The sequence below is a fragment of the Enterobacter cloacae complex sp. 372C4 genome, from assembly GCF_050030615.1.
GTDB lineage: Bacteria > Pseudomonadota > Gammaproteobacteria > Enterobacterales > Enterobacteriaceae > Enterobacter > Enterobacter intestinihominis.
On the sequence record NZ_JBLGUQ010000001.1, the window covers coordinates 3,494,288 to 3,519,895 of the forward strand.

General features: G+C 57.2%; 22 protein-coding genes and 1 riboswitch. Of the genes, 10 read left to right on the top strand and 12 right to left on the bottom strand.

Features of this window, described 5'->3' with window-relative positions; all coding sequences use genetic code 11:
* Positions 1 to 728: 728 nt before the first annotated feature.
* Entirely contained in the window at positions 729 to 2,744 is a 2,016-nt protein-coding gene (gene uvrB / locus ACQG11_RS17035) for an excinuclease ABC subunit UvrB (protein ID WP_003858519.1), read from the top strand.
* 516 nt (positions 2,745 to 3,260) lie between these two features.
* Here the strand turns inward: uvrB and yvcK are convergent.
* Positions 3,261 to 4,169: a uridine diphosphate-N-acetylglucosamine-binding protein YvcK gene (gene yvcK / locus ACQG11_RS17040; protein WP_426728614.1), complete on the bottom strand. Its 909-nt coding sequence runs from the start codon at positions 4,167 to 4,169 to the stop codon at positions 3,261 to 3,263.
* A gap of 226 nt (positions 4,170 to 4,395) precedes the next feature.
* A riboswitch (molybdenum cofactor riboswitch) is annotated at positions 4,396 to 4,529 on the top strand.
* Here yvcK and moaA point away from each other — a divergent pair.
* From moaA to ACQG11_RS17070, 6 genes are all read left to right on the top strand, one after another.
* Positions 4,517 to 5,506 (top strand): GTP 3',8-cyclase MoaA, encoded by a 990-nt coding sequence (gene moaA, locus ACQG11_RS17045; protein WP_017384935.1) that lies wholly within the window; start codon positions 4,517 to 4,519, stop codon positions 5,504 to 5,506. Its footprint overlaps the riboswitch before it by 13 nt.
* A 24-nt stretch (positions 5,507 to 5,530) precedes the next feature.
* A complete protein-coding gene (gene moaB / locus ACQG11_RS17050) occupies positions 5,531 to 6,043 on the top strand; it encodes a molybdenum cofactor biosynthesis protein B (protein WP_022647501.1) in 513 nt (170 codons plus the stop codon).
* 3 nt (positions 6,044 to 6,046) lie between these two features.
* Complete coding sequence (moaC, locus tag ACQG11_RS17055) at positions 6,047 to 6,532, top strand: cyclic pyranopterin monophosphate synthase MoaC (RefSeq protein ID WP_199008381.1); 486 nt, start codon at positions 6,047 to 6,049, stop codon at positions 6,530 to 6,532.
* A complete protein-coding gene (moaD, locus tag ACQG11_RS17060) occupies positions 6,525 to 6,770 on the top strand; it encodes a molybdopterin synthase sulfur carrier subunit (RefSeq protein WP_038415713.1) in 246 nt (81 codons plus the stop codon). The genes moaC and moaD overlap by 8 nt, the downstream gene beginning before the upstream one ends.
* A 1-nt stretch (position 6,771) precedes the next feature.
* On the top strand, positions 6,772 to 7,224 hold the full coding sequence (moaE, locus tag ACQG11_RS17065) for a molybdopterin synthase catalytic subunit MoaE (RefSeq protein WP_022647503.1): 453 nt from the start codon (positions 6,772 to 6,774) through the stop codon (positions 7,222 to 7,224).
* A 58-nt stretch (positions 7,225 to 7,282) separates the two neighbouring features.
* Positions 7,283 to 7,990 carry a Bax inhibitor-1/YccA family protein gene (locus tag ACQG11_RS17070; protein WP_015571081.1) on the top strand — a complete coding sequence of 236 codons (708 nt, stop codon included), beginning with the start codon at positions 7,283 to 7,285 and terminating at the stop codon, positions 7,988 to 7,990.
* Positions 7,991 to 8,521: 531 nt separating this feature from the next.
* On the opposite strand, the gene ACQG11_RS17075 is transcribed toward ACQG11_RS17070, so the two are convergent.
* The 3 genes from ACQG11_RS17075 to ACQG11_RS17085 are packed head-to-tail and all read right to left on the bottom strand — an operon-like array spanning position 8,522 to position 11,480.
* Complete coding sequence (locus ACQG11_RS17075) at positions 8,522 to 9,484, bottom strand: lysylphosphatidylglycerol synthase domain-containing protein (protein WP_426728615.1); 963 nt, start codon at positions 9,482 to 9,484, stop codon at positions 8,522 to 8,524.
* Positions 9,484 to 10,722 (bottom strand): cardiolipin synthase ClsB, encoded by a 1,239-nt coding sequence (clsB, locus tag ACQG11_RS17080; protein WP_022647504.1) that lies wholly within the window; start codon positions 10,720 to 10,722, stop codon positions 9,484 to 9,486. The genes ACQG11_RS17075 and clsB overlap by 1 nt, the downstream gene beginning before the upstream one ends.
* Positions 10,719 to 11,480 carry an endonuclease/exonuclease/phosphatase family protein gene (locus ACQG11_RS17085; RefSeq protein ID WP_022647505.1) on the bottom strand — a complete coding sequence of 254 codons (762 nt, stop codon included), beginning with the start codon at positions 11,478 to 11,480 and terminating at the stop codon, positions 10,719 to 10,721. The genes clsB and ACQG11_RS17085 overlap by 4 nt, the downstream gene beginning before the upstream one ends.
* Positions 11,481 to 11,613: 133 nt before the next feature.
* On the opposite strand from ACQG11_RS17085, the gene ACQG11_RS17090 reads away from it, so the two are divergent.
* Complete coding sequence (locus ACQG11_RS17090; protein WP_426728616.1) at positions 11,614 to 12,024, top strand: YbhQ family protein; 411 nt, start codon at positions 11,614 to 11,616, stop codon at positions 12,022 to 12,024.
* On the opposite strand, the gene ACQG11_RS17095 is transcribed toward ACQG11_RS17090, so the two are convergent.
* From ACQG11_RS17095 to cecR, 5 genes are read right to left on the bottom strand one after another with little or no spacing between them, the layout of a single operon-like run.
* Positions 11,986 to 13,092 carry an ABC transporter permease gene (locus ACQG11_RS17095; RefSeq protein ID WP_022647506.1) on the bottom strand — a complete coding sequence of 369 codons (1,107 nt, stop codon included), beginning with the start codon at positions 13,090 to 13,092 and terminating at the stop codon, positions 11,986 to 11,988. The genes ACQG11_RS17090 and ACQG11_RS17095 overlap by 39 nt on opposite strands.
* 57 nt (positions 13,093 to 13,149) lie before the next feature.
* Entirely contained in the window at positions 13,150 to 14,283 is a 1,134-nt protein-coding gene (locus ACQG11_RS17100) for an ABC transporter permease (RefSeq protein WP_022647507.1), read from the bottom strand.
* Entirely contained in the window at positions 14,273 to 16,012 is a 1,740-nt protein-coding gene (locus ACQG11_RS17105; protein ID WP_022647508.1) for an ATP-binding cassette domain-containing protein, read from the bottom strand. The genes ACQG11_RS17100 and ACQG11_RS17105 overlap by 11 nt, the downstream gene beginning before the upstream one ends.
* A complete protein-coding gene (gene hlyD, locus ACQG11_RS17110; RefSeq protein WP_426728617.1) occupies positions 16,005 to 17,000 on the bottom strand; it encodes a secretion protein HlyD in 996 nt (331 codons plus the stop codon). Before hlyD ends, ACQG11_RS17105 begins: the two co-directional genes overlap by 8 nt.
* A complete protein-coding gene (cecR, locus tag ACQG11_RS17115; RefSeq protein ID WP_046618586.1) occupies positions 16,997 to 17,674 on the bottom strand; it encodes a transcriptional regulator CecR in 678 nt (225 codons plus the stop codon). The genes hlyD and cecR overlap by 4 nt, the downstream gene beginning before the upstream one ends.
* A gap of 204 nt (positions 17,675 to 17,878) precedes the next feature.
* Here cecR and rhlE point away from each other — a divergent pair, with 204 nt between their 5' ends.
* Both rhlE and dinG read left to right on the top strand, forming a co-directional pair.
* Positions 17,879 to 19,261 carry an ATP-dependent RNA helicase RhlE gene (gene rhlE / locus ACQG11_RS17120; protein ID WP_017693771.1) on the top strand — a complete coding sequence of 461 codons (1,383 nt, stop codon included), beginning with the start codon at positions 17,879 to 17,881 and terminating at the stop codon, positions 19,259 to 19,261.
* A gap of 97 nt (positions 19,262 to 19,358) precedes the next feature.
* Positions 19,359 to 21,536 (top strand): ATP-dependent DNA helicase DinG, encoded by a 2,178-nt coding sequence (gene dinG, locus ACQG11_RS17125; protein ID WP_161177828.1) that lies wholly within the window; start codon positions 19,359 to 19,361, stop codon positions 21,534 to 21,536.
* On the opposite strand, the gene ACQG11_RS17130 is transcribed toward dinG, so the two are convergent.
* From ACQG11_RS17130 to ACQG11_RS17140, 3 genes are read right to left on the bottom strand one after another with little or no spacing between them, the layout of a single operon-like run.
* Positions 21,523 to 22,026: a fimbrial protein gene (locus ACQG11_RS17130; RefSeq protein WP_023299643.1), complete on the bottom strand. Its 504-nt coding sequence runs from the start codon at positions 22,024 to 22,026 to the stop codon at positions 21,523 to 21,525. The genes dinG and ACQG11_RS17130 overlap by 14 nt on opposite strands.
* A 5-nt stretch (positions 22,027 to 22,031) precedes the next feature.
* On the bottom strand, positions 22,032 to 23,021 hold the full coding sequence (locus tag ACQG11_RS17135; protein ID WP_022647513.1) for a fimbrial protein: 990 nt from the start codon (positions 23,019 to 23,021) through the stop codon (positions 22,032 to 22,034).
* Positions 23,022 to 23,043: 22 nt separating this feature from the next.
* The gene (locus tag ACQG11_RS17140; RefSeq protein ID WP_139156971.1) at positions 23,044 to 25,587 is read right to left on the bottom strand and encodes a fimbria/pilus outer membrane usher protein; all 2,544 of its coding nucleotides are present in this window, start codon (positions 25,585 to 25,587) and stop codon (positions 23,044 to 23,046) included.
* Positions 25,588 to 25,608 lie beyond the last annotated feature (21 nt).

Sequence of the window (25,608 nt, forward strand, 5' to 3'; positions counted from 1 at the left end):
GTGGGGTAATGCTCAGGCTGATATCTGCAAAACGCCTGCCAGAAACAAAATAATGATTAAAAAAGAGCCATTTTTAGGAATAACCCACTGCTAAAAGCTTAACGTTTGTTCGAATTGCACGCTCCCGGTGCCGTGCGTGTCGAATCGTGGTGCAGGGAAAATGACGGAATTGTGATTAAGATCTCGCCGGTTACTTATGAAAAAATGAACGTTTTCCAGGCAAAAAAGAGTGATAAAAATTTTTTACTGCCGCTTCGTGGGAAAAACCGGGAATTTGCTGGAGTGCATGCTGTACGGGCTGGAGGCAGTTATCCACTATTCCTGTGGATAACCTTGTGCATTAGAGTTAGAAAACACGCGATAAGCGAGAGAATACGCGGGTTACGCCCAAATTGATGCGAAACGCGGCTTTAGGAAATAGTCTATATTTTTTAACGAATTAGATAAAAGCAATTCCCTCAGCGCCAGCGACACCTGTTGCCATAAAACTTTCATAACCGCCCTTGACAAATGTTAAAAAAGTAATAGTTCTGGGGATAACCCCCTGCGGCTGGTGTTTTATATTGTCACAGTTGAAATTTAGCTCGCGAACGCACTAATCCTCTCTGCGCTACGCTAAATATCCTGACACGCTACTGGTTTTCCATCCAGTGTTTTTTACTGGCAATCCTGGCCACAACGAGTAAAATTACTCACCTGCCGCTTATTCTGTCATCAGGTCGTCGCCCATGAGTAAACCGTTCAAATTGAATTCTGCTTTCCGTCCTTCCGGGGATCAGCCCGAGGCCATTCGTCGCCTGGAAGAGGGGCTGGAAGACGGGCTGGCGCACCAGACCCTGCTGGGGGTAACCGGTTCGGGTAAAACCTTCACCATTGCCAACGTCATTGCCGATCTTCAGCGTCCTACGATGGTTCTCGCGCCGAACAAAACGCTGGCGGCGCAGCTGTATGGTGAGATGAAAGAGTTCTTCCCGGAAAACGCGGTGGAGTATTTCGTCTCCTACTACGACTACTACCAGCCGGAAGCCTACGTTCCCAGCTCCGACACGTTTATCGAGAAAGATGCCTCGGTGAACGAACATATCGAGCAGATGCGTTTGTCGGCGACCAAGGCGCTGCTGGAGCGTCGTGATGTGGTGGTGGTGGCCTCGGTGTCGGCGATCTACGGCCTGGGCGATCCGGATCTCTATCTCAAGATGATGCTGCACCTGACGCAGGGGATGATCATCGATCAGCGTGCAATTTTGCGCCGTCTGGCGGAGCTGCAGTACACCCGTAACGATCAGGCGTTCCAGCGCGGGACCTTCCGCGTACGTGGTGAGGTGATTGATATCTTCCCGGCGGAATCGGACGACATGGCGCTGCGCGTGGAGCTGTTCGATGAAGAGGTTGAACGCCTGTCGCTGTTCGATCCGCTGACCGGTCACGTGGAGTCGGTGATCCAGCGCTTCACCATCTACCCGAAAACGCACTACGTGACGCCACGCGAGCGTATCGTACAGGCGATGGAAGAGATTAAAATTGAGCTGGCAGACCGCCGCAAGGTGCTGCTGGCGAACAACAAGCTGCTGGAAGAGCAGCGCCTGAGCCAGCGTACCCAGTTCGATCTGGAGATGATGAACGAGCTGGGCTACTGCTCCGGCATTGAAAACTACTCACGCTACCTCTCCGGGCGCGGACCGGGCGAAGCGCCGCCGACGCTGTTTGACTACCTTCCGGCGGACGGCCTGCTGGTGATCGACGAATCCCACGTTACGATCCCCCAGATCGGCGGGATGTACCGCGGTGACCGCGCGCGTAAAGAGACGCTGGTGGAGTACGGATTCCGACTGCCGTCAGCGCTGGACAACCGTCCGATGAAGTTTGAAGAATTTGAGGCGCTTGCTCCGCAGACCATCTACGTATCGGCGACGCCGGGCAACTACGAGCTGGAGAAATCCGGTGATGACGTGGTGGACCAGGTTGTGCGTCCGACCGGGCTGCTGGATCCGATTATCGAGGTGCGTCCGGTGGCGACGCAGGTGGACGATCTGCTCTCGGAAATACGTGCCCGCTCTGCCATCAACGAGCGCGTGCTTGTGACCACGCTCACCAAACGTATGGCGGAGGATTTGACGGAGTATCTGGAAGAACACGGCGAGAAGGTGCGGTATCTGCACTCGGATATTGATACCGTGGAGCGTATGGAGATCATCCGCGACCTGCGCCTGGGCGAGTTCGACGTGCTGGTGGGTATCAACCTTCTGCGAGAAGGTCTGGATATGCCGGAAGTGTCGCTGGTGGCGATTCTGGACGCGGACAAAGAGGGCTTCCTGCGTTCCGAGCGCTCGCTGATCCAGACCATTGGCCGCGCCGCGCGTAACGTCAACGGGAAGGCGATTCTGTACGGGGATAAAATCACCCCGTCGATGGCCAAAGCGATTGGCGAAACGGAACGTCGTCGCGAGAAGCAGCAGCGCTATAACGAAGAGCACGGCATCACGCCGCAGGGGCTGAACAAGAAAGTGGTGGATATCCTGGCGCTGGGTCAGAACATTGCGAAGACCAAAGCGAAAGGGCGCGGCAAGGCCCGTTCAGTGGTGGAAGAGGATACCGTCGCGCTGACCCCGAAAGCGTTGCAGCAAAAGATCCACGAGCTGGAAGGGCAGATGATGCAGCACGCGCAGAATCTGGAGTTCGAAGAGGCTGCGCAAATCCGCGATCAGCTTCATCAGCTGCGGGATCTGTTTATTGCGGCATCGTAGTTTTTTGCCCGGTGGGGTTTTCTCCCTCTCCCTGTGGGCTGAGGGATCCCCAGTAATTTTTTTATGCAGAAGCAATAAAGTTGCTTTCTAAATGACTGAGGGCTGTCAGCGATGCCCTGGTCCGGCTGTAAATCGCTGAGGCGTTTGCCTTCCGGCCGGGGCGAGGCGCAGGGATGCGCCGAGAGGGCGGCTTTACAGGGACGTTGCCTCCGCCCGTACCCGATAAGCCGGAAGGAATAAGCCGAGGGCACCGCGAAGCGGCGATTTACCGCCGGGAGCCCGGGTCGCCAGGGTGGTGGCGACTGAGCCACCCTGGCACGTTCACCGCTCATGTCGCTACAGAGTAGCAAGGAACATAAAGTGAACGGAATGACCACCACCGCCGTATATTCCCCTCACCCTAACCCTCTCCCCGGAGGGGCGAGGGGATTGCTCAGTGCTCGCATTAATTTGTGGGGAACCCTCAGCCCTGTGGGAGAGGGCCGGGGTGAGGGCATCAGGCCGCACAAAACGAACCTAACCTAATGCCTGAATCGCCTTCTCCAGCGCCTCGCGCAGCAGATGGCGGTCGTGGCGATATTTAATATCGCTGGCTTCCAGCGGCTCCTGCACCACCACGCGAGCGCCAATCCCCGACACATCTACTTTTGGCCCGACCACGACACCATCGATAATTTTCTTACCAACATACTGTTCCATCAGGTCCAGCTTATCCGCCAGCGACAGGCTTGCCGCCGCCGGACTGAGTTCGCGGCCTAAATTACCGATATAGACCATGGGCGCAGGCGTTCTGCGCAGCGCCTGCGCCAGCTCTTTCACCAGCAGGATCGGCATCAGGCTGGTATAAAAACTCCCCGGCCCAATCAGGATCAGATCGGCCTCGCCAATCGCTTCAACCGCTTCACGCGTTGCGGGTACGCTGGGGTAGGTCATCAGCTCTTTTGGCGGAAGAAGAAGCTGGTCGATATTCACTTCACCATACACTTCGTGATCGTCAGCATCGATCGCCATCAAATCTACCGGCTGTTCGGACATCGGGATCAGGAACGCATCCACTTTTAGCAGGTTACGAATTAAATTGATCGCTTCCAGAGGGCGCACGCTCAGGTGATCCAGCGCCTTTAACATCAGATTTCCAAGGTTATGGCCTGAAAGTTCGCCATTTCCCCCAAAACGGTACTCAAACATCGCCGAGGCCACGCTTGGCTCAGTGATGAGCTGGTTGAGGCAGTTGCGCATATCACCCCAGGCTATCCCGCCTTCAGCACGTCGGATCCGCCCGGTTGAGCCGCCGTTGTCCGTTGTTGTCACGATGCCCGTCAGGCGTGAGCCCAGTGACGATAACGACGACATAACCCGTCCCAGACCGTGACCTCCTCCAAGAGCGACCACGCGGTCCAGATCCGCAAAAGTGCGATTGCGCATACCTATTCCTTATCCTGTTAAGCTTGCGTCACAGTAACGCAACTACTCCTAAAAGACGATGCCTCTCACAAACCATAATGACGTATATCAATGCGAAAGCGCTGTTTTTGCGTATTCTGTAGTGAAAATGCACGATAACATCGTTATGTATAAATTTATATAGCGAAAAGCGACAATGGCGAAGTGGCGATTTCCACGCTACTATCGCCATAACCACGTTTTCAAAACTGAAAACATACACTCTAGCCCTGGCGCCTGTGTCGAGAGATATGGCGCCCTGGCCGTGGCGGATTTGCCACCAGGGTACAGAAAGAAATGACTGTGCCTCCCGATCTGGAAAGGTGTACATGGCTTCACAACTTACTGATGCTTTCGCGCGTAAGTTTTTCTACTTACGTTTGTCGATTACCGACGTGTGTAACTTCCGTTGCACCTACTGCCTGCCCGATGGCTACAAGCCGGGCAGCGTCACCAATAATGGCTTTCTCTCCGTGGATGAAGTACGCCGCGTCACGCGCGCGTTCTCTGAACTCGGTACGGAAAAAGTGCGTCTTACCGGGGGAGAGCCCTCCCTGCGCCGTGATTTCCCTGACATCATTGCCGCCGTGCGTGAAAACGAACGTATCCGCCAGATAGCGGTGACCACCAACGGTTACCGCATGGCGCGTGACGTGGCGAACTGGCGCGATGCGGGGCTGACGGCGATCAACGTCAGCGTCGATAGCCTGGACGCCCGTCAGTTCCACGCCATTACCGGCCAGGATAAGTTCCAGCAGGTAATGGACGGCATCGATGCCGCGTTCACCGCCGGTTTCGACAAGGTCAAAGTCAATACCGTATTGATGCGTGATGTGAACCACCATCAGCTGGACACCTTTCTGGCGTGGATCAAACCGCGCCGCATTCAACTGCGTTTTATTGAGCTGATGGAGACCGGGGAGGGCAGCGAGCTGTTCCGTCGCCATCACATCTCCGGCATGGTCCTGCGTGACGAACTGCTGAAACGCGGCTGGATCCACCAGATCCGCCAGCGCAGCGATGGCCCGGCGCAGGTCTTTTGTCATCCGGATTATGAAGGCGAAATCGGCCTGATCATGCCCTATGAAAAAGACTTCTGTGCCAGCTGCAACCGCCTGCGCGTCTCCTCTGTTGGCAAGCTGCACCTCTGCCTGTTCGGGGATGGCGGCGTCGATCTGCGCGATTTGCTGGAAGACGACGCCCAACAGGACGCGCTTGAAGCACGCATTTCCGAGGCGCTGACGCACAAAAAGCAGACCCATTTCCTGCATCAGGGCAACACCGGCATTACTCAGAACCTGTCCTATATCGGCGGGTAATCAGGCTTTAGAAGGAACCAGAAGATGAGTCAGGTAAGCGCGGAATTTATCCCGACACGCATTGCTATTCTTACCGTTTCCGAACGTCGTGGTGAAGAGGATGATACCTCCGGCCACTGGCTGCGCGAGGCGGCACACGAAGCCGGGCACCAGATTGTTGATAAAGCGATCGTCAAAGAGAACCGTTACGCCATTCGCGCTCAGGTTTCACAGTGGATTGCGAGTGATGACGTCCAGGTTGTACTGATCACTGGCGGCACCGGCTTTACCGCAGGCGACCAGGCGCCGGAAGCGCTGCTTCCGCTGTTCGATCGCGAAGTAGAAGGCTTCGGCGAAGTGTTCCGCATGCTCTCATTTGAAGAGATTGGCACCTCTACGCTCCAGTCCCGTGCCGTCGCGGGGGTAGCGAACAAGACGCTGATCTTCGCCATGCCGGGCTCGACCAAAGCCTGCCGCACCGCGTGGGAAAACATTATTGCCCCGCAGCTGGATGCCCGTACCCGTCCGTGTAATTTCCATCCCCATTTAAAGAAATAAGCTATGTCACAACTGACCCACATAAACGCCGCTGGCGAAGCGCATATGGTGGATGTCTCCGCCAAAGCCGAAACGGTGCGCGAGGCGCGTGCTGAAGCGTTCGTCACCATGCAGCCGGAGACGCTGGCGATGATTATCGACGGTAGCCATCACAAGGGTGATGTGTTTGCCACCGCCCGCATCGCCGGTATTCAGGCCGCTAAACGTACCTGGGACCTCATCCCGCTCTGCCATCCGCTGATGCTCAGCAAAGTGGAGGTAAATTTGCAGGCGCAGCCGGAGCATAACCGCGTGCGTATCGAGTCCCTGTGCCGCTTAACCGGGAAAACCGGTGTGGAGATGGAGGCGTTAACGGCAGCCTCCGTGGCGGCGCTGACCATCTACGACATGTGTAAAGCGGTGCAGAAAGATATGGTGATTGGCCCGGTGCGTCTGCTGGCAAAAAGCGGCGGCAAATCCGGTGATTTTAAGGTGGAAATCCATGATTAAGGTGCTCTTTTTTGCCCAGGTCCGTGAGCTGGTTAATACCGACAGCCTGACGCTGGACGGCTCTTTCGAAAACGTCGCCGCCCTGCGTGCGCATCTGGCGGCGCAAAGCGACCGCTGGGCGCTGGCGCTGGATGAAGGCAAACTGCTGGCCGCCGTGAATCAGACGCTGGTGGAGTTGACCCACCCGCTGGCCGATGGGGATGAAGTGGCCTTCTTCCCGCCGGTCACAGGGGGTTGAGATGACGGAAACCCGAATTCTGGTTGGCCATGAGCGTTTTAACGTGGGCACGGAATATGACTGGCTGGCCGGGCGCGACGAAGACGGCGCGGTCGTGACCTTTACCGGGAAAGTGCGTAATCATAATCTCGGCGACAGCGTAAAAGCGCTGACGCTGGAGCATTATCCGGGAATGACCGAAAAATCGCTGGCGGCCATTGTCGAAGAGGCGCGAGGCCGCTGGCCGCTGGGGCGCGTTACGGTTATCCATCGCATCGGCGAAATGTGGCCCGGCGAAGAAATTGTGTTTGTCGGCGTCACCAGCGCCCATCGCGGGAGTGCTTTTGCGGCGGGGGAGTTCATCATGGATTACCTCAAAACTAAAGCGCCGTTCTGGAAGCGTGAAGCGACGCCGGAAGGTGAGCGCTGGGTGGAATCGCGGGACAGCGACAAACAGGCTGCCAGCCGCTGGTAACAGGTTTACGTGGATGTGTTAGTCTTAACGTGTGTGTTTACTTAATCAGGAGTGAATCATGGACCGATTTCCGCGTTCCGATTCGATAGTTCAGCAGACCCGTAGCGGGCTGCAAACCTACATGGCTCAGGTATATGGCTGGATGACGGTTGGCCTGCTGCTTACCGCGTTTATCGCGTGGTATGCGGCAAACACGCCTGAACTGATGATGTTTATCTTCTCCAGCAAAATCACCTTCTTTGGGCTGATTATTGCGCAACTGGCGCTGGTATTCGTGCTCTCCGGGCTGGTGCACAAGCTCAGCGCGGGCATGGCGACCACGCTGTTTATGCTCTATTCGGCGCTGACCGGGCTGACGCTCTCCAGTATTTTCATCGTTTACACCTACTCCTCCATCGCCAGCACCTTTGTGGTGACCGGCGGGATGTTCGGTGTGATGAGCCTGTACGGTTACACCACCAAACGTGACCTGAGCGGCTTCGGCAACATGCTGTTTATGGGGCTGATAGGGATTGTGCTGGCGTCGCTGGTGAACCTGTGGTTGAAGAGTGACGCGCTGATGTGGGCGGTGACCTATATCGGGGTGGTGATCTTCGTGGGCTTAACCGCCTACGACACCCAGAAACTGAAAAACATCGGTGAACAAATTGATGTTCGCGACAGTTCAAACCTGCGCAAATACTCGATTCTGGGCGCGCTGACGCTGTATCTGGACTTCATCAACCTGTTCCTGATGCTGCTGCGTATTTTTGGCAACCGGCGTTAGTGAGGGTGGCGCTGTCTGATGCCCTCACCCTGACCCTCTCCCTTTGGGCTGAGGGTTCCCCACAAATTAATGCGAGCACTGAGCAATCCCCTCGCCCCTCCGGAGAGAGGGTTAGGGTGAGGGGAACATACGGCGGTGGTGGTCATTCCGTTCACTTTATGTTCCTTGCTACTCTGTAACGACATGACCGGTGAACGTGCCAGGGTGGCTCAGTCGCCACCACCCTGGCGACCCGGGCTCCCGGCGGTAAATCGCCGCTTCGCGGTGCCCTCGGCTTATTCCTTCCGGCTTATCGGGTACGGGCGGAGGCAACGTCCCTGTAAAGCCGCCCTCTCGGCGCATCCCTGCGCCTCGCCCCGGCCTGCAGGAAACGCCTCAGCGATTTACAGCCGGACCAGGGCATCGCTGACAGCCCTCAGTCATTTAGAAAGCAACTTTATTGCTTCTGCATAAAAAAATTACTGGGGATCCCTCAGCCCACAGGGAGAGGGAACAAACCCTAAAAACGGCAACGAAGTTGCCGTTTTGCTTTTATTTTGCCATCGCCTTCTCGTTTTTGGCGCGCAGCTTCTTCGCCCGACTCTCCAGCACCAGATAACAGATCGTTGCCAGCGCCAGCGGCAGGAAGTAGTAGATCATGCGGTACGCGAGCAGGGCAGCGATAATCGTCCCGTGAGACACATGCTCCCCTGCAAGCAGCGCGATAAACACCGCCTCCAGTACGCCAATACCCGCCGGAATATGCACAATCACCCCGGCAATACTGCTTACCAGCAGCACGCCCAGCACGAAGAAGTAGTTCACATCTTCGCCAATCAACAGCCAGATAATGGCCCCCATCGCCATCCAGTTAGCGCTGGAAACCACCATTTGCAGGACGGCAAACTTCCATGACGGCAGCACCAGCTTCTGGCCTTTAATGGTCATGTGACGACGTTTGGCAAAGGCGCAGGCCCACAGGTAGGCGGCGATGATCAGCAGCAGTACGATGCCCAGAATGCGCAGGGTGGCCTCATCGATGTACCAGTGCGCAGGCAGCTGCACCACGCCAATGGTGAAAATCACCCCGCCGAGCAGGATATACCCCAGCCAGTTGGTGGTGATACTCAGCGAGAAAATACGCGTGATGGTGCCGCCCGGTAAGCCAAGGCGGGAGTACAGGCGATAGCGCATGCCAATCCCGCCCACCCAGGTGCTCAGCGTCAGGTTAAAGGCGTAGCAGATGAATGACACCAGCATAACCTGCCGTTTGGCAAGCTTATGCCCGCAGTAGGCGCGTCCCAACAGGTCATAGCAGCCGTACATCAGGTAGCTCACAATCACCAGGCCAACCGCCCCCAGCAGGACTGTCCGGTTGTAGTTGCGAATAACCTTCCACACCTCTTCCCAGTCCACCTTTTGGGCATACACCACCAGCAGGACCGCGACGGCAATGAAGAACAGCCAGGTCAGGATTTTTTTCGCCAGCCGCCAGCAAGGATGAGATTTCGACATCAGGTTTTCCCTCCATCTTCCGCCTCTACGCGGTCCTGGGTTTCCATTTCGGGTTGCACTGGCGGATCCACCAGCGCCAGTTTCGGTGTATGCGCGGGCAGCCAGCCCACCATGGCCGGGAAGTGGCGCAGGAAGTGGAACACCACCACGCCGATGCCAACGTTCCACCAGCTGCGTTTCGGCACCATGGACTCATCCACACGCACGCAGTCTTTATTGATCAGACCCTGAAGGTTATCGCGCAGGGTCTGATTAAACTGGCGATCGTGGATGATCAGGTTCGCTTCCAGATTGAGCGATAAGCTCAGCGGATCGAGGTTGCTTGAGCCAACGGTCGCCCAGTGGTCATCCATCACGGCCACTTTGCCGTGCAGCGGGCGGCGGCGATATTCATAGATTTGCACGCCGCTTTTGACCAGATAGCGATAGAGCAGACGCGCGCCCACCTTCACAATCGGCATATCGGGCTCACCCTGGACGATGAGCTTCACGCTCACGCCGCGTCGGGCCGCGTTGCGCATGGCGTGCAAAATCCGGTAACCGGGGAAGAAATAGGCGTTGGCGATAATCACCTCGCGCTTCGCGTTCGCCAGCATCTTCAGGTAGTGACGTTCGATATCGTCCCGGTGCTCCTCGTTATCCCGCCAGACGAACAGCGCCTGCGCCTCGCCGGGCTTGCGGTTCTCTTCCGGGCGATGGCGGCGTCGCCACCAGCGGCGAGCGGCCTCTTTGCCGGGTAAGTTTTCCAGCACGAACAGCTGGATGTCCTGAACCACCGGCCCTTCGATACGGATCGCGTAGTCCTGTTTCGCTTCGGGACCATAATCCGACATATGCTCGGCGGAGTAGTTAATGCCGCCAACGAAGGCCACCGTTTCGTCCACCACCACAATTTTGCGGTGCATTCGGCGGAACAGGTTGGTGCGCATCCCGAACAGACGCGGGCCGGGATCGTAATAGCGGAATACCACCCCTGCGGCAGTGAGCTCGTTAACAAATTCGTCGCTGAGATCCGGCGAACCATATCCGTCGAGCAGGACCTCGATTTTTATACCGCGACGAGCGGCTTGCAGCAGCGCGCTGTGCAACTGCCTGCCCACGTCGTCTTCAAACCAGATAAACGTTTCCAGAAAGACTTTCTGCTGTGCGTGGCTAATCGCCTCAAAGACCGCCGGATAAAAGTTATCGCCATTTTCCAGCAGCGTAATACGGTTACCTTCCTGCCATGTGCATTTCATAAGTGGATCTCCGCGCTGAGTGGGGCATGGTCGGAGAGATGTCGCCAGTTGAGTAAAGCCAGCGCCGTCGGGCTGCTGGCGTGGGCATTTTTTACGTAGATGCGGTCAAGGCGCAGCAGGGGGAAGCGCACCGGAAACGTCCGCGCGGGACGACCGCGTGAGCGGGTAAAAATCTCCTCCAGCCCCGCATTCACCTTCAGAGGATGATTGGCACGCTGTCGCCAGTCGTTAAAATCACCGGCCACCACCACGGGCTCGCCCTCCGGCAGCGCATTGGTCCAGTCTGCCAGCATCTGTAGCTGAGCCTGACGGTGGGCCTCACGCAGGCCAAGATGAACGCAGCCCACATGAATGGGAAAATCGAGCGCCGGTGGCGTGATGCGGCAGTATAACAACCCGCGTTTTTCGCTCTCGCCAACGGAGACGTCCCGGTTCTCATAATGCTCGATAGGAAAACGCGACAGCACTGCGTTACCGTGATGCCCCTCCGGGTAGACCGCATTGCGCCCGTAGGCGTAATCGCTCCACATGGTATCCGCCAGGAACTCGTAATGGGGCGTGTCGGGCCAGTTTTCGAAATGCATCGGGTGCACTTCGTGCGCGCCCATGACCTCCTGGAGGCAGACAATATCGGCGCTGACGGTGCGTACCGCGTCGCGCAGCTCCGGTAAAATGAAGCGGCGGTTAAATGCTGTGAAGCCCTTATGAATATTTATCGTCAGCACCTTAAGCGAGAAATGCTGCGTTCTTTTGCTCATAAACACCTTCCTGGGTGACTATCCCGATGAAAATAAAGTGTAGTAGGCGTCACAAAAAGATGCGGCGTTACGGAATTTTCCGTAAAGTGCGGTAGTCTGAATTAGCAGAGAAAAATCCTTCAGGAGAGAAGCCATGAAGTGGCAACAACGCGTTCGTGTCGCAACCGGTTTGAGTTGCTGGCAGATAATGTTGCATTTACTGGTCGTGGCCGTACTGGTGATGGGCTGGATGAGCGGCACGCTGGTGCGTGTCGGCTTAGGGTTATGTGTGGTTTACGGCGTGACCGTGCTGTCGATGCTGTTTTTACAGCGTCACCACGACGCGCGCTGGCGTGAAGTGGGTGATGTGCTCGAAGAGCTCACCACCACCTGGTATTTTGGTGCGGCAATGATCGTCCTGTGGCTGTTGTCACGCGTGCTGCAAAACAATCTGCTGCTGGCCCTGGCGGGTCTGGTTATCCTCGCAGGGCCTGCGGTGGTGTCGTTGCTCACCAAAGAGAAAAAGCTACGCGATGTTTCGTCTAAACATCGCATAGGCCACTGAGCCCGTTGTGGCCGCGATGACCAGTAGCGGCCACAAACTTCCCCACACAATATCCAGACTCGCATCCTTCAGATAGATTTGCTTGGTGATATCCGTGAAGTGACGAATCGGGTTTATCCATGTCAGATCCTGTAACCACACCGGCATGTTCTCCACTGGCGACACGTACCCTGAAAGCAAAATCGCCGGCATCATAAAGACAAACACCCCGATAAACGCCTGCTGCTGCGTTGAGCAGAGCGCGGAAATCAGCAGCCCAAACCCCACCAGCGACAGGCCGTAAATCACCATCGTGAAGTAAAACAGCGCCAGCGATCCGGCAAACGGGATCTGGTACGCCCATATTCCCACCCCCAGTACGATGGTGGCCTGGAACGTCGCGACAATCAGTGCTGGCACCGCTTTGCCGACAAATATCTGCCAGGTAGCGAGCGGCGAGACCAGCAGCTGATCCAGCGTACCTTGCTCACGTTCGCGTGCCACGGACAGCGAGGTGACAATCATCACGCCAATAGTGGTGATCATGGCGATTAACGACGGCACCACAAACCACTTGTAGTCCAGATTCGGGTTGTACCAGTTGCGCACCACCAGCTCGCTGTTGTTGGGTTTGGGTTTGCCCGCCATCAGCTCCTGCTGGTAGTCCTTCACTACCTGCTGCAAATAGTTCGCCGCTATCTGGGCACTGTTGGAGTTACGCCCGTCGAGGATCAGCTGCATCGGCGCGGTCTGGAAGGTGTCCAGATTGCGGGAGAAATCCGCCGGGAAGCGCACCAGCAATAATGCTTTCTGCGTGTCGATGGTGGGCTGGATCGCCTGCGGGCTTTGCAGCAGCAGGACATGGGTAAAGGCTTTGGCGCGGGCGAAACGCTGCGTCAGCTCGACGGAATGCTTGCCATTATCTTCGTTGTAAATGGCGATGGTGGCGTTGGTGACCTCCAGCGTGGCGGCAAACGGAAACAGTACAACCTGAAGCAGCACCGGCAGCACCAGAATGGCGCGGGTCTGCGGCTCGCGCAGCAAGGATTGCAGCTCTTTGCGGATCAATGTCCATAAACGGTGAAACATCGCGTCGTCCTCCTGTCGGGTGGCGCTTGCGCTTACCCGACCTACAAAATCCGATGGCTAATCTAATCTTCTTTTCGTTTTCATCCACGTCAGCCCGATAAACATCACCGCCGACGCCAGCAAAAACAGGGTGTTGATAATCAGCACTACCGGGATGTTCCCCGCCAGAAACAGGCTTTGCAGGGTGCTCACAAAGTAGCGTGCCGGAATGATGTAGGTCACGGCACGGATCACCGCTGGCATACTGTCAATCTGGAAGATAAAGCCGGAGAGCATGATCGACGGCAGGAAGGCGGCATTAAGCGCCACCTGCGCGGCGTTAAACTGGTTGCGGGTGATGGTGGAGATCAGCAGCCCCATTCCCAGCGTGCTGAGTAAAAACAGGCTGGTAATAAAGAACAGCACCACCAGCGAACCGCGGTACGGCACGCCAAGAATAAATACCGAGACCAGCATACAGAGCAGCATCGCCAGCATGCCGAGGAAGTAGTAGGGGATCAGCTTGCAGAGCAAAAGCTCGACGCGCGTCACTTCGGTGGAGAGCAGCGCCTCCATGGTGCCGCGCTCCCATTCGCGGGCGATCACCAGCGAGGTGAGGATCGCGCCAATCACCGTCATGATGATAGTGACAGCACCCGGGATAATAAAATGCTGGCTGATGGCGGCGGGGTTAAACCAGTAGCGCGTCTGCACGTCAATCAGCGGTTCAAACTTCTCCCCCCGGTCTTCGGCGCGCTGCATCTGCCAGAGCTGCCAGATCCCCTCCGCATAGCCCTGCACGAAGTTGGCGGTGTTCGGTTCGCTGCCGTCGGTGATCACCTGAATTGGCGCATCGGCGCCCGGGCGTGCCATGTTGGCGGCGAAATCGACCGGGATGACGATCAGACCGCGAATTTTACCGGCCTGCATTTTCTGGATCAGTTCCTGCCGGTTGTCGCTGATGGTGGCATCGATGTAGGGCGAGCCGGTCATGGCGTGGGTGAAGTCCAGCGCCTCTTCGCTCTGCTGCTCCAGCAGGATCCCGACCCGCAGCTTGCTGGAATCGAGGTTAATCCCGTAGCCAAAAATAAACAGCAGCAGCAGGGGGATCACCACCGCAATCAGCCAGCTGCTGGGGTCACGCACAATCTGCCGCGTCTCTTTGACGCACAGGGCGCGCACCCGGCGCCAGGAGAGGGCGTTACTGCGCATGAGGATTCTCCTTATCCCAGTCGTGGATGAGGGTGATAAACGCCTGCTCCATGGTCGGGTCCGGCTGTGCGTCGTCGGCGGCCTGCGCTTTCAGGTCATCCGGCGTGCCGTGGGCAATCAGCTTGCCGCGATAGACCAGCCCGATGCGGTCGCAGTACTCTGCCTCGTCCATAAAGTGGGTGGTGACCATCACGGTCACGCCTTTTTCCACCATGCTATTGATATGCAACCAGAATTCACGGCGGGTGAGGGGGTCCACGCCTGACGTAGGTTCATCAAGAAAGAGGATATCGGGCTCGTGCATCAACGAACAGGCCAGCGCCAGCCGCTGTTTGAAGCCAAGCGGCAGCGCGTCGGTAGCGTGTGAGGCGATATCGGTCAGGCCAAAGGCGTCGCACATGCGGCCGATTTTCTCGTTCTGCGCCCGTCCCCGCAGGCCGTAGACGCCGGAGAAAAATCGCAGATTTTGCTCCACCGTCAGGTTGCCGTAGAGCGAAAACTTCTGCGCCATATAGCCCAGATGCTGGCGCGCCTTGCCGGAGCTGACTTTGAGATCCATGTTCAGCACCAGCGCTTTGCCGGAGGTCGGTACCAGCAGGCCGCACATCATTTTAAAGGTGGTGGATTTCCCCGCACCGTTCGGCCCGAGCAGGCCAAATATCTCGCCGCGCTTCACGGCAAAATTGACGTTATCGGTGGCAGCGAAATCGCCGAATTTTTTGGTGAGCGATTTCGCTTCAATGACCGTTTCGCCCGGCGTGCCTTCCACCGTGTGCAGAATGGCACCAAGCGGTGATTCTGAGGTTCCCGCCCCGCCCAGCAGATCGATAAACGCATCTTCAAAGCGCGGCGCGGTCTCTGTCATGTCGATTTCAGGCATCCCCTGCGCACGCCGGATATCGTCGGCGGTGGCCTCTTTTTTGAGGATCACGCGTACCGAACGGCCCTGAATCATCCCGTCGCTCACCTGGGGCAGCTTCAGCACCCGTTGCAGCAGCTTGCGGTTGGATTCCTGCGCGCTGTGTAGCAGAAAACTGCGCCCGGCCATGGTTTGCGTCAGCTCGGTGGGCTCGCCCTGATAGAGCAGTTCGCCTTCGTTCATCAGCAGCACGTCACGGCACTGCTCTGCTTCATCAAGGTAAGAGGTACTCCAGAGGATCAGCATGCCGTCACCCGCCAGCTCGTGCACCATCTGCCACAGCTCGCGGCGGGAAATCGGGTCCACGCCGACGCCGGGTTCATCCAGCAACAGCACCTTCGGTTCGCCCACCAGCGTGCAGGCCAGCCCCAGCTTCTGCTTCATCCCGCCGGAAAGTTTGCCCGCCAGCCGATCGGTGAACGGGCCGAGGGAGGTAAACGCCAGCAGACGCTCGAAGGTTTTCTGCCGGGTTTCGCCGGTAACGCTGCGCAGATCGGCATACAGGTTGAGGTTTTCCATTACCGTCAGATCTTCATACAGACCAAACTTCTGCGGCATATAGCCGAGTATGCCGTGGAGCGCCGCGTCGTCTTTGATGGGATCAAGGCCAAGCACGCTGGCGCTGCCTTCATCCGGCTTCAGCAATCCCGCCAGCATCCGCATCAGCGTGGTTTTACCCGCGCCGTCCGGCCCCACCAGCCCGGTCACATAGCCTTTCTGAATCGTACAGTTCAGCGGCGCGACCGCCGGTTTAGCCATTCCCGGGAAGCGTTTGACCAGATTATTGAGCTGGATAACCGCATCATTCATGTTGTTCCCCGTCGTTTAAGGTCACGGTAACAGGCATGCCCTGACGCAGCGCGTCGTCCGCATCGGTGACGATGATGCGCAGGCGATACACCAGGTCGGTACGCAGATCCGGGGTTTCAACGGTTTTTGGCGTGAACTCGGCCGTTGGGGAGATGAAGCCCACTTTGCCGTGATACGGCTTGTCCGGGCGACCATCGGTGTAGAGCAGCAGTTCGCGGCCCGGCTGCATCTGGCCAAGATTCGGCTCATCAATGTAAGCGCGCACCCACACCGGACGGGTTAAGGAGAGCGTTAACACGGTGCTGCCCGCGCTGAGCATGCTGCCCGGCTCCACGGCGCGGGTCATCAGCGTACCGTCAGACGGGGCGATTAAGGTGGTATCGTGCAGATCCAGCTCCGCCTGGTCTAACTGCGCCTGCGCCTGCTCAAGGCTGGCCTTCGCCTGGGCAATGTCCTGCGCGCGGTTACCGGTGCGGTACTGGCTTAACTTATCCTGGGCAGATTTCAGCGTCGCCTGCGCCTGGTCGCGGGATGAGCGCGCATTTTCCAGGTCGTTGGCGGAAATCGTGCGGCTTTTCCATAAGCCTTGCTGACGGTTATAGAAATTCTGCGCATAGTCATAGGCGGCTTTTGCCTGCTTAACGGCAGCGGCCGCCTGGGCGATCTCTTCATCACGATAGCCCGCCAGCATCAGGTCGTACTGCGCCTGTGCGACGGCGACGCCCGCTTTTGCCTGCATCAACGCGTTTTCAAACGGGGCTTTGTCCAGCATCCCCAGCGTCTGCCCGGTTTTGATGGCATCGCCTTCGTCAACGCTCAGCGAGGCCAGCCGTCCGCCGACGCGGAAGCTCATGTTCACGGTGCGGATATCCACGTTGCCGTACAGCGTCAGGCCACGATCCTGCTGGCTCTGATACCACAGCCAGCCGCCTGTTCCCGCAGCAAGCAAGACAACAACCACCAGAATGATGGCGACAGGTTTTTTCATGACTTCTGGCTCCTTTGCGTTAAGCCTTGCAGGATCAGATCAACGTGACAGGTAATGACCTGGCTAATTTGCGCGGCTTTATCCTCATCGAATTGTGTCCAGCCCGTACGTAACAGGATGGTCTCACGCCCCAGACGGAAGGCGAGCACTTCGCCCAGCAGGGCGTGGGTATGCAAAATGGTGTCCGTATCGCTGGCGTTCCGTCCGGTATAGGCGGCAATCAGCCGGGTCAGATGGCTATGCATCGGGGCGATCACCTGATCGTGCACCAGCTGGTACGCGGCAGTGGGGGAGAGCTGCTCGCGGGAGATAAATTTGCTCAGGTTCAGCGTATCGTCGTGCGTCAGCAGGCGGATCATGTTGTGACAGGCGTTAAGGATCAGCTGGCGGATGGCAACCCGGTCCGGCTCTGGCTGGCTGAACAGCGCGGTGGCTTCTTCCACGTGTGGGCGAAAGCTGGTGCCGATAAAATCCGCGATCCACTGGGCGCAGGCGAGGTATAAATCCTCTTTTGAGCCAAAATAGTAGGTAATGGCCGCAATATTCTGCCCGGCCTGCGCGGCGATATCCCGCGTGGTGGCATGCAGACCATACTCGCCAAACTGCGCCAGCGCAGCGGCGATAAGCTGACTTTTCGCCTGTTCGCCTTTGGTTGTCGTTGGGGTTGTATTCATAGCAGCATTAAAAATTAATCAATCGATTGATTAAGATTATGCCTGATTTGCGCAAACGTCGAGTCATCGCCGGGGATATTTTATGCGCCACGTCACAAAAGCTGCTACACTCCGCTCCTTCGCGACATTGTGGTTTTTGTCCTTCTATTCGTTATATCTCCCTGAAAACTACACCTGTGATGGTCGGGGCGGTTCGGAGTTTTTATGTCTTTTGATTCCCTTGGTCTGAACCCGGAAATTCTGCGCGCCATCGCAGAGCAGGGCTACGTTGAGCCAACCCCTATTCAGCAGCAGGCTATCCCGGCCGTTTTGCAGGGCCGTGACCTGATGGCAAGCGCGCAGACCGGTACCGGTAAGACCGCGGGCTTTACCCTGCCGCTGCTGGAGCTGCTGGTAAAAAACCAGCCACACGCCAAAGGCCGTCGTCCGGTGCGTGCGCTGATCCTCACCCCAACCCGCGAGCTGGCGGCCCAGATTGGTGAGAACGTGCGTGAATACAGCCGCTATCTCAACATTCGTTCGCTGGTAGTTTTCGGCGGGGTAAGCATTAACCCGCAGATGATGAAGCTGCGCGGCGGCGTCGACGTGCTGGTGGCAACCCCGGGGCGTCTGCTGGATCTCGAACACCAGAACGCGGTGAAGCTCGATAACATCGAAATTCTGGTGCTGGACGAAGCCGACCGTATGCTCGACATGGGCTTCATCCACGACATTCGCCGCGTGCTGGCGAAGCTGCCGACGCGTCGTCAGAACCTGCTCTTCTCCGCGACCTTCTCCGACGAGATCAAGGCGCTGGCGGAAAAGCTGCTGCATAACCCGCTGGAAGTGGAAGTCGCGCGCCGCAACACCGCCTCCGAGCAGGTGACGCAGCACGTGCACTTTGTAGATAAGAAGCGCAAGCGGGAACTGCTCTCCCAGATGATCGGCCAGGGCAACTGGCAGCAGGTGCTGGTCTTTACCCGCACCAAGCACGGCGCCAATCACCTGGCGGAACAGCTGAATAAAGATGGCATCCGCAGCGCGGCCATTCACGGCAACAAGAGCCAGGGCGCGCGTACCCGCGCGCTGGCAGACTTCAAGTCCGGCGACATACGCGTGCTGGTGGCAACCGACATCGCCGCACGCGGTCTGGATATCGAAGAGCTGCCGCACGTGGTGAACTACGAGCTGCCAAACGTGCCGGAAGATTACGTTCACCGTATCGGCCGTACCGGACGCGCGGCGGCAACCGGGGAAGCGCTCTCTCTGGTTTGCGTGGATGAGCACAAGCTGCTGCGCGACATCGAACGCCTGCTGAAGAAAGAGATCCCGCGCATTGAAACCCCGGGCTATGAAGTTGACCCGTCAATCAAAGCCGAGCCAATTCAGAACGGTCGTCAGGGTGGCGGGCGCGGTCAGGGCGGCGGTGGTCGCGGTCAGCAGCCGCGTCGTGCCGAAGGCGGCGCGCCGAAATCTTCGGGCAAACCGCCGCGTCGTAATAACGACAGCAAACCGGCCGGTGAAAACCCATGGCGTAGCGGCGAAGGGAAACCGGCAGGCGAGGGGCAGCGCCGACGCCGCCCGCGTAAGCCTGCTAACCCGCAGTAATCTGGAAGCCCGGTCGTAAAGCCGGGCTTTTCTTTTTGCGGCAGCGGAGAGAAAGTGCCACAATAGTGGCTGTTTATACAGTATTTCAGGTTTTCCGATGGCTTTAACCGCTGCGCTCAAGGCGCAAATTGGCGCATGGTATAAGGCGCTACAACAGCAGATCCCCGATTTTATTCCCCGAGCCCCGCAGCGGCAGATGATTGCCGACGTGGCAAAAACGCTCGCCGGGGACGACGGGCGACATCTGGCGATTGAAGCCCCGACCGGCGTCGGGAAAACCCTGTCGTATCTTATTCCCGGCATTGCCATCGCGCGGGAAGAAGATAAAACGCTGGTGGTCAGTACCGCTAACGTGGCCTTGCAGGATCAGATCTTCAGCAAAGATTTGCCGCTGCTGCGCAAAATTATCCCCGATTTACGGTTTACCGCCGCCTTTGGTCGCGGGCGCTACGTCTGTCCGCGCAATCTGGCGGCTCTGGCCAGCAGTGAACCCTCCCAACAGGATCTGCTCGCGTTTCTTGATGACGAGCTGACGCCAAACAACAAGGCGGAGCAGGAGCAGTGCGCAAAGCTGAAGGCCGATCTCGACGGTTACAAGTGGGACGGCCTGCGGGATCACACCAACCAGGCGATCGGCGACGACCTGTGGCGCAGGCTCAGCACCGATAAAGCAAGCTGCCTGAACCGTAACTGTCACTACTATCGCGAGTGCCCGTTCTTTGTCGCCCGGCGTGAGATTCAGGATGCGGAGGTGGTTGTCGCCAACCACGCGCTGGTCATGGCTGCACTGGAGAGTGAAGCGGTCCTACCGGAGCCCAAAAACCTGCTGCTGGTGCTCGATGAAGGTCATCATCTGCCCGACGTGGCGCGAGATGCGCTGGAGATGAGCGCGGAAATTACCGCCCCGTGGTTTCGCCTGCAACTGGATCTGTTCTGCAAACTGGTGGCAACCTGCATGGAGCAGTTCCGTCCGAAAACCACGCCGCCGCTGGCGGTTCCGGAGCGGTTGAGCGAGCACTGTGAAGAGGTGTACAGCCTCATCGCCTCGCTGAATAATATTCTTAACCTGTATCTCCCCGCCACCCAGGAGGCGGAACACCGCTTTGCGATGGGTGAGTTGCCGCAGGAAGTGATGGAGATTTGCCAGCAGCTGGCGAAGCACCTAGAAAAGCTGCGCGGGCTGGCGGAGATGTTCTTAAACGATCTCAGCGAGAAAACCGGTACTCACGACGTGGTGCGTTTGCACCGCATTCTGCTGCAAATGAATCGTGCGCTGGGGATGTTTGAAGCGCAGAGCAAACTCTGGCGGCTGGCTTCGATGGCGCAGGCGTCCGGCGCGCCGGTGACTAAGTGGGCCACCCGCGAAGTACGAGACGGGCAGGGACATCTCTTCTTCCACTGCGTGGGCATCCGCGTGGCCGATCAGCTGGAAAAGCTGATCTGGCGCAGCGTTCCGCACGTGGTAGTGACGTCAGCGACTCTGCGTTCCCTGAACAGCTTCTCAAGGTTGCAGGAGATGAGCGGCCTGAAAGAGAAAGCGGGCGACCGCTTTGTGGCCCTGGACTCGCCGTTCAACCACTGTGAGCAGGGCAAGCTGGTCATTCCGCGCATGAATTATGAGCCGCTTATCGATAACGAAGAGCAGCATATTGCGGAAATGGCGGCCTACTTCCGCGAGCAGGTTGAGAGTAAAAAATACCCCGGTATGCTGGTGCTGTTTGCCAGCGGTCGGGCGATGCAACGCTTCCTGGAGCACGTCACCGATCTGCGCTTACTCCTGCTGGTGCAGGGCGATCAGCCACGCTATCGGCTGGTGGAAACCCACCGTAAACGCATTGATAACGGCGAGCGCAGCGTGCTGGTGGGGTTACAGTCCTTTGCGGAAGGGCTTGATTTGAAAGGCGACTACCTGACGCAGGTGCATATCCATAAAATCGCCTTCCCGCCCATCGACAGCCCGGTGGTGATCACCGAAGGCGAATGGCTGAAAAGCCTTAACCGTTATCCGTTTGAAGTGCAAAGCCTGCCTGCAGCGTCGTTTAACCTGATTCAGCAGGTCGGGCGCTTGATCCGTAGCCACGGCTGCTGGGGCGAGGTGGTGATTTATGACAAACGACTGCTCACCAAAAACTACGGCCAGCGGCTGCTGAATGCGCTGCCGATCTTCCCGATTGAGCAGCCGGACGTGCCGGAAGTAAAAAAACGCCCGACAAAACTGGCTGCCGGGCGTCGAAAAAGCTTCCGTGCTAAGGGGCGCGGTCCTACTGGTAAGTGAAGGTCACCTGGATCACGCTGCTGAACGTGCCGGCAGAGATGGGCATCGAGGTGGCGTAATAGCGTGCGGCCAGCGGGAACGTGGCCGTGTGGTCTGACGGGTTTATGGCAGCGTTAAAGGCGGCCTGCGGGGCAATCAGTATCTTGTCCTGACGATCTGCCAGCTCCAGTGCCAGCCCCTTTGCGCTACCGAGATTGGCAAATTTGGTGGGATGGGTGCTGTCGGCCTGACCGTAGAAAAAGGCGGTGGCAAGCGCCAGCGTGGCCGGGCAGTGCGACACCGAAAGGGAAAAGTCCTTCCACTCGCCGGTATCGCCCACGTCTTTAAAACTACCCGATGCCGCCTGGCCTAAGTCCACCGTCAGGTTGCGGCTGGCACTGTCAATGACGCACGTGTTGGCGTAAATGTTACCCGTCATCTGGATCTGTATATCATCGGCGTGGGCCTGGGCGATCAGCCCCAGCGCGAGAATCAATGCGGTTTTTTTCATGACGTTCACTTATAAGCGAGGGTGATGGTTGCCACAGTATTGGCTGGCCCGGGGGTGACTACATTGCTGACCTGCTCGTAGCGAACCTCAAACGGGATCACCAGCGTTTCGTTGGCTACGGCCTGATTTTGGGTACTTACATAGGTACCGAAGGTGGCGAGATGGTCATCAAATAGCATTCTTACTCCGACGCCTGTAGCCATGCCGGTCTGCTGCGTGAGTTTGATCACCCCCTCAAATGCTGTGTCATATCCATTCGCGCTGGTGATTTTTAGCTCAGGCTGTACGGTTGTGTCACAGTTGACGGTGATATTAAATTTTTGAGCAGGGCTGGATAAAAAACCTACGCTGATGAAATCACTGACGGGAAAATCGCCCAAATTAACGGTGAGATTTTTCGGTAAAACGGAGCAGGTGACCTGATGAAGAATAACATTACCTGCATAGGCGATGTGGTTAGGGTTGCCGATCCCTTCATGGCCGAAAACGCCAATGCCAAATTCGGTTTGAGACTGCACCAGCGTACCGGATGTCACGGTGTCACTCGTTTTAACCAGCTCAAGCGTTATTTCAAAGCTAAAAGTCTGTGTTCCATCGGTAGAGACGTAGCCAACAGGCGTTCCACGTGAATCGCACTGCACGCCGCCAGCGCCGCTAATTCGCTGCCCGTGATCATTCATCAATGCTACGCCAATCCCCGGCACACCGGATTCGTATACCCCCCTGAGCCCTGGCATTTCCGCTCCGGTGCCGTAGTAGCAGGAGACAATCTCCAGGCCGCTGTCGGTACTCTGATCGCAATGCCCGGCAACATGAACGCTCTGCTCTGTACCCGGGATAGTTGCGCCAACTGCCAGCGTCGTCGGGACAGAAATGGATGCCACGTTGATCATTTTGGGGAGATCCGGCGTGGTGCAGGTCGCCTTCGCATGCGGCATGAATAACGCAGCGGTTCCCAGAATCAGTAAGAAAAAGCACTGTTTAATCATTTGCATAATGTTTTGCCTTTAGGGGAGATCAGTGACACTGCGCGGCAGCGTTAATGATGCTGGTTTTCGCTTTCTCATCCGTGAGCACATAGTCAGCGACGCAATGCTCGTTTGCCTCCTGTCCCCAGGAAACGCGGAGATGCCCTTGCTGTGGCAGACCCGAGAGATAGGTCTGGCCGTCATTCCCGACGATAAATTCGCTGTCCTTGTCCTCGGTGGTAACCGTTGCGCCGAACGGCAGCGGTTTACCGTTTTGCGTGAGCGTCATCAGGACGCGATTGCCCACGCGCGTCGTGAAGCTGGCGCGCACAATGGCTCCGCGGGTTGGCGTCACAATTTGTGCCGCATGGGTGACGTCGGCGTCCTCCGGCAGCGTTTCCGTATCCAGCGCAATAGTGTTGTGGCGATACGCGGTGACGAACGGTACGACGGTGTAGCCGCGGAAGTCGGTTTCAACGCCGGTCTGGTTAGTGATATGCGTGCCGTGCGTACCCGGGGCTTTCACGAGCGCAATGGTCTCACCGAGCGGCTGGCTCAGCGTGATGCCGTTTGCATGGGCAATCACGCCTCCCTGCAAGCCGACGTTCAGTGTTTGCTGATATTTATCCTGACTGACGCCACCGCTCACTTCACCGTATGTCGCTTTGTAGTCGGCGTTAACGCTGGTGGAGTTACCGCTGCCGGTGCTGCTCAGCCCCTCCTGGAGATTCCAGTTCAGGTTGTCTTCTTTCAGGGCCGTACCGTTCAGGCCGATGTTCTGCGTGGTGCCATCTTTCGTGTTGTTCAGGTTGTACGTGGCCCAGGTGTTATGCATCCAGCGCTCCAGCGGAACCGAAACGCTCAGCGAGAACTGGTTGTCGTTCGTCACCGCATTACCGTCCAGATCGCTGTCGTGAGTGTTTTTATTCATGCTGTAGCTAAGGCTGTAGCTAACGCCGTGCCAGCTGTTGTTGTAGCTGACGCTCATGGAGGTCATGTCCTGGTTCTGGCTCCAGTAGGTTTCCTTCACCATGCTCAGCGTGACCGATCCCCAGCCTTCTGGTAGCGTCTGGTCGATGGTGGCTTCGGTACGGGCGCGGCGCTGCTGTGGCGCAGACCAGTTGTCGGCGCGGGTATACGACTCCATGGTGTCGTCCAGGGTGTAAAACCCCTTGCTGTTGTAGCGATAGCCCGCAAGCGAAAAGTTGGTGCCTGAACCGGCGAAATCTTTGCTGTAGCGTACGCGCCACGATTTGCCTGTGCTGGACTGCTGTTTTTTCAGCAGGGCTCTGGCGCGAGTCACGTCAATGGAGAACGCCCCTAAATCACCCATGTTTTTCCCGGCGCCTATCGCCTGCGACTGATAATGACTGCTCTGCTGTACGCCGCCGTAGGCCGTGAAGCCATGGGGTAAACCATAGATGGCGCTCCCCTGAGCAAACGGGGTCTTTTCAACATCTTTGTCATAAGAACGATAACGCCCGGCAGTTACGCTGTAGCGCAGGTTTTTTTCACGCTGCAATACCGGAACGGAGGCAAACGGCACCACGAAATGGCTTTCGCTGCCGTCAGTTTCTTTCACCGTGACCTGGAGGTCGCCGCTGCTGCCGGTGGGGTAGAGATCGTTAATTTCGAAGGCCCCCGGCGCGACCGTGTTCTGATAAATCACGTACCCGTTCTGGCGCACCATCACCAGCGCGTTGCTGTGGGCGGTGCCACGAATAATAGGCGCATAGCCTTTTTCGCTGTCGGGAAGCATGTCGTTATCGGATTTCAGCTCCACGCCGGTGTAAGGGACACTGTCAAAAACATCAGCAGGTGATGAGCTCTGACCAACGGTGATATCGCTTTTCATCGCCACAATATCGCGTTGCGCATAGGTATAAACGGAGGTGAATTTCTGTTCCTCCTCATTGCCTGTGGTGCTGCGATTCCAGGTGGAATAGTTGCGAAGGCGCCATGCGCCAACGTTTAAACCCGGACGCAGGTTTACGTACTGGCTACTGCTATCCTCTTCACCCTGCTGGCGCGCATGGCTCTGGCTGGCGTTGACGCTGTAATTAAGCAGGCCCGCGTTGATCCCTTCGTCAAACTCTTTCGGGTCGATGTAACCGCGTGGCACCTGTCCGAGCGCCTTTTGCGGAATGCTCAGCAGCAGCTGCTGGTTGCGAACGTGAAAGATTGCAGATGAAGCAGGGATGACACCTAGATCGGCACACTGGCCTTTGGCCATTAGCTGAGGAAACTTTTGGGTCCTGATACCGAGGCTTTTTAACTCACCCATGCTAAAGCAAGGTTGTAACGTGTCGTTGCCCTGCGAATCTTTCTCAAGCGTAAAGGTCACGTTGCGGGTATCAATTTTATTATTATTGATAAACACCGCGACCTCATATTTCCCCGGTGCCTGGCCGGGACCTTTTTCATAGACGGACAGATCGGTTTTACCCTGCTGGGGATTATCTATATCCAGCAGGGCGGGGTTAAAATAATCATCAGCCATAACCTGCTGCGCAAAGATGGCTATTGCCAGGCCACAGAGAATGACCAGCAATGAAGACATTCGGCAGGTGAACGGCTTTTTGTGGCTGTACATGATTATTTTATTACCGGAACA

Excerpts from the sequence above, each read along its gene's own strand:
- ACQG11_RS17090 (WP_426728616.1), top strand. The coding sequence starts at position 11,614 with ATGAAGTGGCAACAACGCGTTCGTGTCGCAACCGGTTTGAGTTGCTGG.
- ACQG11_RS17100 (WP_022647507.1), bottom strand. The coding sequence starts at position 14,283 with ATGCGCAGTAACGCCCTCTCCTGGCGCCGGGTGCGCGCCCTGTGCGTC.
- cecR (WP_046618586.1), bottom strand. The coding sequence starts at position 17,674 with ATGAATACAACCCCAACGACAACCAAAGGCGAACAGGCGAAAAGTCAG.
- moaD (WP_038415713.1), top strand. The coding sequence starts at position 6,525 with ATGATTAAGGTGCTCTTTTTTGCCCAGGTCCGTGAGCTGGTTAATACC.
- yvcK (WP_426728614.1), bottom strand. The coding sequence starts at position 4,169 with ATGCGCAATCGCACTTTTGCGGATCTGGACCGCGTGGTCGCTCTTGGA.
- ACQG11_RS17075 (WP_426728615.1), bottom strand. The coding sequence starts at position 9,484 with ATGTCGAAATCTCATCCTTGCTGGCGGCTGGCGAAAAAAATCCTGACC.
- ACQG11_RS17130 (WP_023299643.1), bottom strand. The coding sequence starts at position 22,026 with ATGAAAAAAACCGCATTGATTCTCGCGCTGGGGCTGATCGCCCAGGCC.
- moaE (WP_022647503.1), top strand. The coding sequence starts at position 6,772 with ATGACGGAAACCCGAATTCTGGTTGGCCATGAGCGTTTTAACGTGGGC.
- moaC (WP_199008381.1), top strand. The coding sequence starts at position 6,047 with ATGTCACAACTGACCCACATAAACGCCGCTGGCGAAGCGCATATGGTG.
- ACQG11_RS17070 (WP_015571081.1), top strand. The coding sequence starts at position 7,283 with ATGGACCGATTTCCGCGTTCCGATTCGATAGTTCAGCAGACCCGTAGC.
- moaB (WP_022647501.1), top strand. The coding sequence starts at position 5,531 with ATGAGTCAGGTAAGCGCGGAATTTATCCCGACACGCATTGCTATTCTT.
- ACQG11_RS17135 (WP_022647513.1), bottom strand. The coding sequence starts at position 23,021 with ATGCAAATGATTAAACAGTGCTTTTTCTTACTGATTCTGGGAACCGCT.
- ACQG11_RS17105 (WP_022647508.1), bottom strand. The coding sequence starts at position 16,012 with ATGAATGATGCGGTTATCCAGCTCAATAATCTGGTCAAACGCTTCCCG.
- ACQG11_RS17085 (WP_022647505.1), bottom strand. The coding sequence starts at position 11,480 with ATGAGCAAAAGAACGCAGCATTTCTCGCTTAAGGTGCTGACGATAAAT.
- dinG (WP_161177828.1), top strand. The coding sequence starts at position 19,359 with ATGGCTTTAACCGCTGCGCTCAAGGCGCAAATTGGCGCATGGTATAAG.
- ACQG11_RS17140 (WP_139156971.1), bottom strand. The coding sequence starts at position 25,587 with ATGTACAGCCACAAAAAGCCGTTCACCTGCCGAATGTCTTCATTGCTG.
- moaA (WP_017384935.1), top strand. The coding sequence starts at position 4,517 with ATGGCTTCACAACTTACTGATGCTTTCGCGCGTAAGTTTTTCTACTTA.
- clsB (WP_022647504.1), bottom strand. The coding sequence starts at position 10,722 with ATGAAATGCACATGGCAGGAAGGTAACCGTATTACGCTGCTGGAAAAT.
- hlyD (WP_426728617.1), bottom strand. The coding sequence starts at position 17,000 with ATGAAAAAACCTGTCGCCATCATTCTGGTGGTTGTTGTCTTGCTTGCT.
- rhlE (WP_017693771.1), top strand. The coding sequence starts at position 17,879 with ATGTCTTTTGATTCCCTTGGTCTGAACCCGGAAATTCTGCGCGCCATC.
- ACQG11_RS17095 (WP_022647506.1), bottom strand. The coding sequence starts at position 13,092 with ATGTTTCACCGTTTATGGACATTGATCCGCAAAGAGCTGCAATCCTTG.
- uvrB (WP_003858519.1), top strand. The coding sequence starts at position 729 with ATGAGTAAACCGTTCAAATTGAATTCTGCTTTCCGTCCTTCCGGGGAT.